9 protein-coding genes are annotated in these 8,096 nt (G+C 49.1%); 6 read left to right on the forward strand and 3 right to left on the reverse strand.

Annotation, left to right across the window (positions count from 1 at the left end; translation table 11 throughout):
• The first annotated feature begins 17 nt into the window (after positions 1 to 17).
• The 5 genes from AC1RVX_RS11165 to AC1RVX_RS11185 all read left to right on the forward strand — a co-directional run bounded on the left by AC1RVX_RS11165 (position 18) and on the right by AC1RVX_RS11185 (position 2,591).
• Positions 18 to 320, forward strand: a complete 303-nt coding sequence (locus AC1RVX_RS11165) for a putative quinol monooxygenase (RefSeq protein ID WP_493216656.1) — start codon at positions 18 to 20, stop codon at positions 318 to 320.
• Between the two features lie 92 nt (positions 321 to 412).
• Positions 413 to 814, forward strand: a complete 402-nt coding sequence (locus tag AC1RVX_RS11170; protein ID WP_493216657.1) for a hypothetical protein — start codon at positions 413 to 415, stop codon at positions 812 to 814.
• A 15-nt stretch (positions 815 to 829) separates the two neighbouring features.
• The gene (locus AC1RVX_RS11175; protein WP_493216658.1) at positions 830 to 1,498 is read left to right on the forward strand and encodes a glutathione S-transferase; all 669 of its coding nucleotides are present in this window, start codon (positions 830 to 832) and stop codon (positions 1,496 to 1,498) included.
• Positions 1,499 to 1,580: 82 nt separating this feature from the next.
• Positions 1,581 to 2,381: a MipA/OmpV family protein gene (locus AC1RVX_RS11180; protein ID WP_493216659.1), complete on the forward strand. Its 801-nt coding sequence runs from the start codon at positions 1,581 to 1,583 to the stop codon at positions 2,379 to 2,381.
• 78 nt (positions 2,382 to 2,459) lie between these two features.
• Positions 2,460 to 2,591: a hypothetical protein gene (locus AC1RVX_RS11185; RefSeq protein ID WP_493216660.1), complete on the forward strand. Its 132-nt coding sequence runs from the start codon at positions 2,460 to 2,462 to the stop codon at positions 2,589 to 2,591.
• A 194-nt stretch (positions 2,592 to 2,785) separates the two neighbouring features.
• Here AC1RVX_RS11185 and AC1RVX_RS11190 read toward each other — a convergent pair whose 3' ends face one another.
• The 3 genes from AC1RVX_RS11190 to AC1RVX_RS11200 form a co-directional block, all read right to left on the reverse strand.
• On the reverse strand, positions 2,786 to 3,988 hold the full coding sequence (locus tag AC1RVX_RS11190; RefSeq protein ID WP_493216661.1) for a class I SAM-dependent methyltransferase: 1,203 nt from the start codon (positions 3,986 to 3,988) through the stop codon (positions 2,786 to 2,788).
• A gap of 384 nt (positions 3,989 to 4,372) precedes the next feature.
• The gene (locus AC1RVX_RS11195; RefSeq protein ID WP_493216662.1) at positions 4,373 to 5,242 is read right to left on the reverse strand and encodes an SDR family NAD(P)-dependent oxidoreductase; all 870 of its coding nucleotides are present in this window, start codon (positions 5,240 to 5,242) and stop codon (positions 4,373 to 4,375) included.
• Positions 5,239 to 6,675, reverse strand: coding sequence for a flavin-containing monooxygenase (locus AC1RVX_RS11200; protein ID WP_493216663.1), 1,437 nt, complete (start codon positions 6,673 to 6,675; stop codon positions 5,239 to 5,241). Before AC1RVX_RS11200 ends, AC1RVX_RS11195 begins: the two co-directional genes overlap by 4 nt.
• A gap of 263 nt (positions 6,676 to 6,938) precedes the next feature.
• Between AC1RVX_RS11200 and AC1RVX_RS11205 the strand changes: the two genes are divergently transcribed.
• Positions 6,939 to 7,991 (forward strand): AraC family transcriptional regulator, encoded by a 1,053-nt coding sequence (locus AC1RVX_RS11205; protein ID WP_493216664.1) that lies wholly within the window; start codon positions 6,939 to 6,941, stop codon positions 7,989 to 7,991.
• Positions 7,992 to 8,096 lie beyond the last annotated feature (105 nt).

Genomic DNA, 8,096 nt, shown 5'->3' on the forward strand with positions numbered 1-8,096 from the left:
AAAACAGGAGTCTCACCATGCCTAAGACAGCATTGTTCGTACGTCTCGAAGCTAAACCCGGTAAGGAGCAAGAGGTCGCGGAGTTTCTGGCGGCAGGCCTCCCCATCGTGCAGGAGGAACAGGCCACACTGGCTTGGTTTGGCCTGCGTCTAGGCCCTCGCACGTTTGGCATCTTCGACGCTTTCCCCGATGAGGCTGGACGCGAGGCCCACTTGGCCGGAGGAGTCGCAGCGGCGTTGATGTCCAGGGCCAGCGAGCTACTGTCTGAAGCACCAAGCATCCAGAAGGCAGACGTACTGGCTAGCAAGCTGCCGGGCTGAAGCTATCCCGAAGATAGAGGGCGTAGAGGGCGCCATGTCAGCGATCTGCGATCTCTGTAAACGCATTCAGCATCCCAACAGAACCGATACAAATGAAAAAGCAAACCAATACGCCAAAGCCGCTATTCATCACGGCATCCGTACTGACACTGCTACTCGGTGTGGCATTTGTGTTCTTCCCCAAAGAGATACTGGTTTTATGGGGGACCAATCCGGAACCTTTGGTCGTTTACATGGCTCGTCGTTATGGCGCCATGTTTTTCGGTTATGCCCCCATCCTCTGGCTTATCCGTGGCATCCCTGCATCGCCAACCCGAATTGCGATTCTGGTCGGGCTGGCCATTGCCGCTGCTGTGATGTGCATTGTCAGCGCACTCGGGGTCTTTAACGGTGTAGTTGGGGTCTCGGCATCTCCCGCAATTTTGGTCGAAGCGCTCCTCGCGGCAGCAGCGCTGTACTTCTTGCAGGCCGATCTGAAACAACGAAAGTCCTGAATATCCAAAGACATCATGATTACAGTCCATCATCTCGAAAATTCACGCTCCCACCGTGTGCTGTGGTTGCTTGAAGAACTTGGCTTACCCTACGATGTGAAGCGTTACGAACGCGACAAGCAGACGATGCAGGCGCCATCAGATTTGCTAAAAGTGCACCCGTTGCGCAAGAGTCCGGTTATTACCGACGGTGCCCTTACTGTGGCCGAGACCGGTGCCATCATTGAGTATTTAGTCGATCAGGCCTATGGCCGTCTACGTCCACCGATCGGTTCGCCTGAACTGCTGCGATACCGTTACTGGCTGCATTTTGCAGAAGGCACGGCTATGCCTGCGCTGGTAATGAAGATGGTGTTTGATCGCGTGGTCACAGCCCCCATGCCTTTTTTCGCAACACCAATCGCGCGTGGTATCGCCAACAAGGTTATGGCGACGGTGGTCACTCCCAACCTTTCGCGTCAGCTCGACTTCATGGAAGCCGAGTTGAAAAGTAACGCCTGGTTTGCAGGAAATGAGTTCAGTGCCGCCGATGTGATGATGAGCTTCCCTTTGGAGATTGCCGACATGGGTGGTGGGCTTGGCGTTGCGCGGCCGAGACTACAGGATTTACTACGACGTATCCATACCCGACCAGCCTACCGCAAAGCATTGGAGCGCGGTGGCCCCTACACACTGATTGCATAGCGGCAGTGTGTTGGCGAGCTAGTAATCACTACGTCTACCGATCCCAGACTCTATTTTTCATTCACACTACCAGGAACCTAAAGTGAAAAACCTCCTCTTCAGACGTTTGTTGTCGCTCACTATTACCTCGGCTCTGCTTTCCTTTGGTACCGCCAGAGCTGACGGTATGAACATGGCTGATTCCGGTTTTACTTTTATGAGTAATGCCGCGAACACGACGCATTGGGGACTCGGCGTCGGCACCAGCGTTGAAGCTCGCCCTTACAAGGGAGATGGTACGAAGGTCTCGCCGATTCCGCTCATCTATTTCGACAACAAATGGGCGCATGCCTTTGGCACCACGCTCGATCTGAAGATCGGCAACTGGAGCGGTGTAAGCGTTGCGTTGCGCGGCCAATTTGCGGTCGGTGACGGATACAAGCAGTCGGATGCACCGATCCTAAATGGTATGGAAAACCGCGACGGTACATTCTGGTTCGGTCCAGGGCTCGCATGGAGCACAAACTTTGGCACCCTGTCGGGCGACTATTTGATGAGCGGAAACAAAGGGGAGCGTGCCAAGATTAATTTCAGCAAGTCTTTCGAGCTGGGGCGTTTTTCGGTGGAGCCGCATACCGGCGTCGAATGGTTGGACAGCAAATACGTTGATTACTACTACGGCGTGCGGCCATCTGAAGTACAAGCAGGGAGAACTCAATACACCGGAAAATCTACCTGGAATGTCTCGGTAGGTACACGGCTTGACTACAAGCTCACGGACCATCAGTCGATGTTCATCGATGTCAGTGCGCAACATCTCGGTAGTGGCATTACCGATAGTCCGATCGTCGAAAAGCGTTTCATTTCCGGGGCAAAGATCGGTTATCTCTATCTATTTAAGTGAGCAAGTGGGCTAGCTGTCGGCGGCTTGACTACAAGCTTGCCAAGCTGCGGGATATGTTGCCTATTCCGGAGATTAAACATGTCCCATGAAAATACGTTTTTCGCCAAGGCTGACGCGGACAAGAAACTCTGCCGCATCAGCGACGGGACCGACGTGGAGATGCTGCTGAAGACTTATGACGCAACCAGCATCTCAGCCTTACACCGTTGACGCCGCCGCAAGCAGGCTGCTTCCGTCATCGGATCTGAAGCTCTGCAAGGTCAGCCAGGACAGAGCATTGATAGTCCTGCAGATTCTGGACTATCGCAAGAAGAACATCGATCTGTATCAGGAATTCGCCGTTACGCTGATGGTATCTCACTCTATTTATGAAATGAGTTCCAGAGTACTACTGGCGCGCCCTGTCAGTGATAAATGCTGCGTCTTGACCACGAAAAGTTGTCAGGAGCGTTTCCAGCTTTACCACAGACAATTTGGAAAAGTGAAATCCAGTCTCTGTTAAAGGCGTATTCGCAGCCTGCAAGGTAGACTCTCCAAATGCGGTATTTTCTCTCGCCAACGACGCTTCTGATTTTATCGCCATTGCGCTCAAAACTTTCTTTCCATAATTTGCATGTCCTGGCGTAGTGCCGCCGCAAATTTTCTACATCGTAAACCTCCAGGCCTCCTTCTTGCATGGATTTAATTGCTAAACCAATGTGAGGAAGTTCGCCGTGTGGAAATACATATTGCTCTATGAATTCACCATTTCCGTAGGGAGTTTCACCATTTTCCGGATCGGTAGAAGTGATGCCGTGATTCATGACAAGACCGTTCTCATCAAGCAAAGAGTTAATCTTCAAAAAATATTCAGGTAAATGACGTAGACCAACATGTTCAAACATACCTACGCTGGTTATCCGGTTGAAAGAACCATCAACATCCCGGTAATCCTGGAGCCGGATTTCGACCAGGTCGCTCAATCCCTCCTGACAAACCCTTTGACGAGCAAACTCAGCCTGGTTCTCGGATAAAGTAATGCCAACACACTTGACCCCATACGTTTTCGCTGCACGTATGACCAGAGCTCCCCAACCGCAGCCAATATCAAGCAATCTGTCTCCAGGGGACAGGCGGATTTTTTTCAGAATATGATCAATTTTCTTTATTTGCGCCACATCCAGGCTCTCGTCGCCATTTTCAAAATAAGCGCATGAGTAAACCATATTTTCATCTAACCACAGACGATAAAAGTCATTTGAAATATCATAGTGAAACTGAACGGACTGTCTGTCCTTTTCTTTGCTACGGCGCAATTTTCTGGATATACGTGAAAATTTCCCTTCCTGTTTCAAGGTGCTTTCCGCCAGTGAATTGCCAATAGAAATAATCGCGCCTGGTTCACCATACACATCAATTTTGCCGTCAATATATGCCGTGCCAAGATTGAATAGTGATGGCGTCAGAAGATAGCGTAAGCCAGATATGTGAGGTATCCGAACAATGACCTGTGGAAATTCAGTCGAAAAGTTTAATTGCTGACCATTCCAGAGATCGACACGCAGTGGTATATCTGAACGGCTGCGAACCAAACTCGCCCAGTCTTCGAGTTTTCTTTGCCAAAACATGACAATTTCTCCTCTATCTTGGATTCAAGCTCACTTCAACACCAGAAAAAAATTTGAATTGAAGTGCAAAAAAAAACAGCTCAACTATTTAACAATACGCCGTCTGCCATCTGTTTCCCGGCATGCAGCGCTATAAAGTTTTTCTGTCCGGCAATTTACATTGCCGTCAATGCCGAATTCACGACAAGGCATGCCTGCTTTGATCAGCACACTCAGTATGGTACCAGCAACTGCAGCTACTGTTCGTCCGCTTCCAATAGCAATTTGAGATCCTACCACTCTGCCAACGACGCCGCCAAAGACTCTCCCGCTATCTTCCTGGCTGGGGCGGCTTATGAAATGAGTTCTAGTTAAGTATTGAAATCTGATAATTCGCGAAGAAGTTCACCTCATTTGCCATTCTCCATCCACTTGATGAATCAAACCACGCTTCACAAGTGAGTCAATATAGCGCTTATGCCCAGCCTCTCCCTGTCGCCGGAACATTGGTATGGCGCGCCCTAGCAGATTGGGGGCCAGCATAGCCAGGCGCACTGTCCAGGATTCACTTTGCCGCACGTAAAGCTCAAGACAGGGGCTATCCAGCATACGGATGACCTGTGCCGCCACTTCATCTGCTGTTTGCGGCGGGTCCATGAATTGAAGTTTATTGCCGCCGCTGATCGCCTCCCTTATCAGCATGGGTGTCTCAGTCGCTGATGGATTGACAATGCCGAACTTGACCCCAAGGCGGTGGCCATCCAAGCCAAGACACAGCATTGCTCCACGCAGGCCAAACTTTGTTGCCGAGTAAACGCTAGTTTCGGGGAGTGGAAATATTCCGCCGAGAGACACAATGGAAATGACCCTGCCATCATGGGCCTGGCGCAACTTTGGAAGCAATTTGTGGGTCAAAATAATAGGCACCTGCAAATTGATGCTCATCTCATTCATGATGGACTCAATTGGTCTTTGCTCAAATGGCGTCGTATTGGCGATACCAGCGTTATTCACCAGGAGATCAAGCCTGCCAAACTCACTGTCTATGCGCTCGACAAGGAGATCAAGCGCTTGTTGATTCGTCAGATCGGCGAGGTGTGCGTGTGCCATTGGTCCGAGACTTGCCACAGCTTGTTCGAGACTCTTTTCATTGACATCCACCAATAGACAACGTACCCCGCGTGCAATTAAGCGAGTAGCAATTGCGCGGCCAAGCCCACCAGCACCGCCAGTGACTACCGCAAACCACCCTTTGCAGTCGAGAGCATTTTTCATTTACATGCTCCTCCGGTATTTGGTGATGACACAACGAGTTTTACAGTCGGCGCAGTATTGTTACCTTTGGAATGGAGCGGAACTTTCAGGCGGTCATAAATTGTCTCCGTTAACTCTTCCCACCCCATCTTTGACCTGATCTTTCGAAGGTATGTTTTAAAGGTATGCGCGTCATTGTAGACGGCATGTCTTGGTGAGTTGACGAAATGAATGCCACCCGACAGGTTGGGATTGTCAATGCGAATAAGTTCATCAAATCGTGCGGCACTGGCTGGCTTATTCGTCTGTGACTTTAGATAAGAAGCAATCATGAATGCTTGCGTATCAAATAGTTTGTACGCACTGGAATTTGTTTCCAGATAGCCAATGCCAAATAAATTTCGGTGTTCACGACTGAACATCGACAGGTAAAGTTGCGGGCGACCACCTTTCCATTCAAAGTAATCAGCCGCGTACTTGCAACTCCATTTATAACCTGTAGCACATAAAACGACATCTATTTTCTCTCTGGAGCCATCAGCAAAGACAACCTCACTTTCGTCCAAATGTGAAATATCAGGTTTTACGGCAATATTTCCGTGCTGCAGGTGGTGTAGCAACTGCGAATTCATCAAAGGATGGCTCTCGAACAAGCGATGATCCGGCACTGGCAATCCGAAACGTGATAATTTTCCAGTTAGCACACGCAACAATATAGTCATTATTGGTCTCGCCAACCATATCGGCAGATGAGGTCCTGATTCTCCGAATTCATCAGCGGGCATACCAAAAATGTGCTTGGGGATAAAATGGTAACCCCGCCGGATGCTGATGAAGGCCTTATCGGAAAAGGTTGCTGCATCACATGCGATATCCGCGCCAGAATTGCCGGCACCGACGATCAGCACTCTTTTTTTACGAAATTCGTCTCCAGATGTGTAGGTTACAGAATGCCGCAATTCACCGATGAAATTTCCTTTGAACGCAGGCATATTAGGGTCCCAGTTAGTACCGGTGGCACAAATGACCGCTTTGTATCTGCGGTTTGTTCCATTGCTTAAAGTGACAATCCAGCGGCCCTCGGCATCCTTGGCAATACTATTTACGCCTATGCCAAATTGAATTTGATTTCGTATGTCATATGTATCTGCGAAACTGCGAACATAAGAAAGGATTTGGCGGTGCGAAGGGTAGTCCGGAAATTCCTTTGGCATAGGGAAACCCAGAAACCCAGACAGGTCGCGTGAAGATATGAAATGCGCTGAGTCGTAGATCGGTGTACCAGGATTGCCCGAATCCCAGAGTCCGCCAACATCGGTATGTCTTTCGAACTGTTCGTATGGTAATCCTTGCGCTTTCAGTGCCCTTGCAGCACTGAGTCCGCCTGGGCCAGCGCCAATGATACATGTAGCTTCGCCACATTCAACGGTTCCTGTATTTGAAGTTTTATTCATGGTCCACGTCTCCTATTATTTGTCACGGTAGGTCTTGAAGCATAAAACCGGAGGATTTATTGACATAGGACATTTACGGTCAAAATAGGAATAATATCGGACACAAGCAGTGATGATTGATGTTAAATAGCATTCCTGGACTCATTTCCTGATGTTGTGGTGCTAAGACCTTCTTGCTGCTCCTGGATTGCTGAATCCTGGTGTTTTTAATGAGAGTATTTTTTATATTGTTTCAGTCGTTCCTGTCTAATAAGCCGAAATTTATGAGGAAGAAAATACTATCCACTGCCACCCCATCGAAAGCGGAGTTCGATACCAATGCCAATCTCATACCCAACGTTGCACGTGCATTATTAGGATTGGCAGGTGATCGTGGCGTCGCTCTGAAACGGCTATGTCGTGGACTGGGTTTTGACTATCATGACTTGTCAGAACTGGATCTCAGATTGTCATATCGTCAGATCAGGCAACTTATTGTCCGGACACAAAAAATATTGACCGATCCTGCACTTGGTATTTCAGCAGGGAGGCGTCAATCACCAGTCTCATGGGGAGTGCCAGGCCTGGCTATGCTCACCTGTGAGACTTTTGGTGAAGCAATATCGTATGGCATTGATCATCAAAGGGATGTGGGTGCGCTTGTTGAACATCTGATTTCGCTCAACGAGCATGAAATGGTGGTGGAGGTTTACCCAAAATACGCTGATCAAGTCATAGAGCCGTTTCTGATTGAGGAAAGTTTTTCCAGTGCCGTAGCCATATCACGCTGCCTGGTTGGGGACAGGTTCTGCCCTGACCGCATAGAACTTACTTACCCAAAGCCTGGGCATGCGACCATCTATCGTGATTTTTTTCGTTGTCATGTCCAATTTGGCGCCCCCGCAAACCGCATGATTTGCGAATCAAGCTGGCTTGATGTCCGTCTGAATGGTTACGACAGAATTACCTGTGGTCTGGTACGAAAGCAACTGGGTAGTTTAATCAGGCACCCCACTGATCAAAACGATATTCTCGAATTCGTCAATACCCGTTTGCATGCTGGCCTTGCCAATCCCCGGACTCTGGTTCAGGTTGCACAAGAAGTAAATATGAGTGAACGCACTCTCAGACGGCATCTGAACGCAGAAAACGTGTCTTACAGTGAATTACTGGATGAGACACGGTTTGAGCGCGCACAAGATCTTTTACGCAATACGACATTGAGCATCGATGAAATTGGTCGTGCTGTGGGTTATAGCGACGCACGTAGCTTTCGCCGTGCATTCAAGCGCTGGTCATCAGGTATGCTGCCAAGCCAAATGCGCGAAAAGTCCTGACAAGAAACGTTCACTGTCCTCCTTTATATAGAACTCATTTCATAAATAGGGGTGAGATGCGTTTGCCTCATAACGTGGGCTGGCAAGGCGGACGAGGCAGTCAAT

The organism is Undibacterium sp. GW821-FHT11B02 (genome assembly GCF_058808955.1).

Coding starts and splice junctions, on each gene's coding strand:
- AC1RVX_RS11165 (WP_493216656.1), top strand. CDS start 18: ATGCCTAAGACAGCATTGTTCGTACGTCTCGAAGCTAAACCCGGTAAG.
- AC1RVX_RS11170 (WP_493216657.1), top strand. CDS start 413: ATGAAAAAGCAAACCAATACGCCAAAGCCGCTATTCATCACGGCATCC.
- AC1RVX_RS11175 (WP_493216658.1), top strand. CDS start 830: ATGATTACAGTCCATCATCTCGAAAATTCACGCTCCCACCGTGTGCTG.
- AC1RVX_RS11185 (WP_493216660.1), top strand. CDS start 2,460: ATGTCCCATGAAAATACGTTTTTCGCCAAGGCTGACGCGGACAAGAAA.
- AC1RVX_RS11190 (WP_493216661.1), bottom strand. CDS start 3,988: ATGTTTTGGCAAAGAAAACTCGAAGACTGGGCGAGTTTGGTTCGCAGC.
- AC1RVX_RS11195 (WP_493216662.1), bottom strand. CDS start 5,242: ATGAAAAATGCTCTCGACTGCAAAGGGTGGTTTGCGGTAGTCACTGGC.
- AC1RVX_RS11200 (WP_493216663.1), bottom strand. CDS start 6,675: ATGAATAAAACTTCAAATACAGGAACCGTTGAATGTGGCGAAGCTACA.
- AC1RVX_RS11205 (WP_493216664.1), top strand. CDS start 6,939: ATGAGGAAGAAAATACTATCCACTGCCACCCCATCGAAAGCGGAGTTC.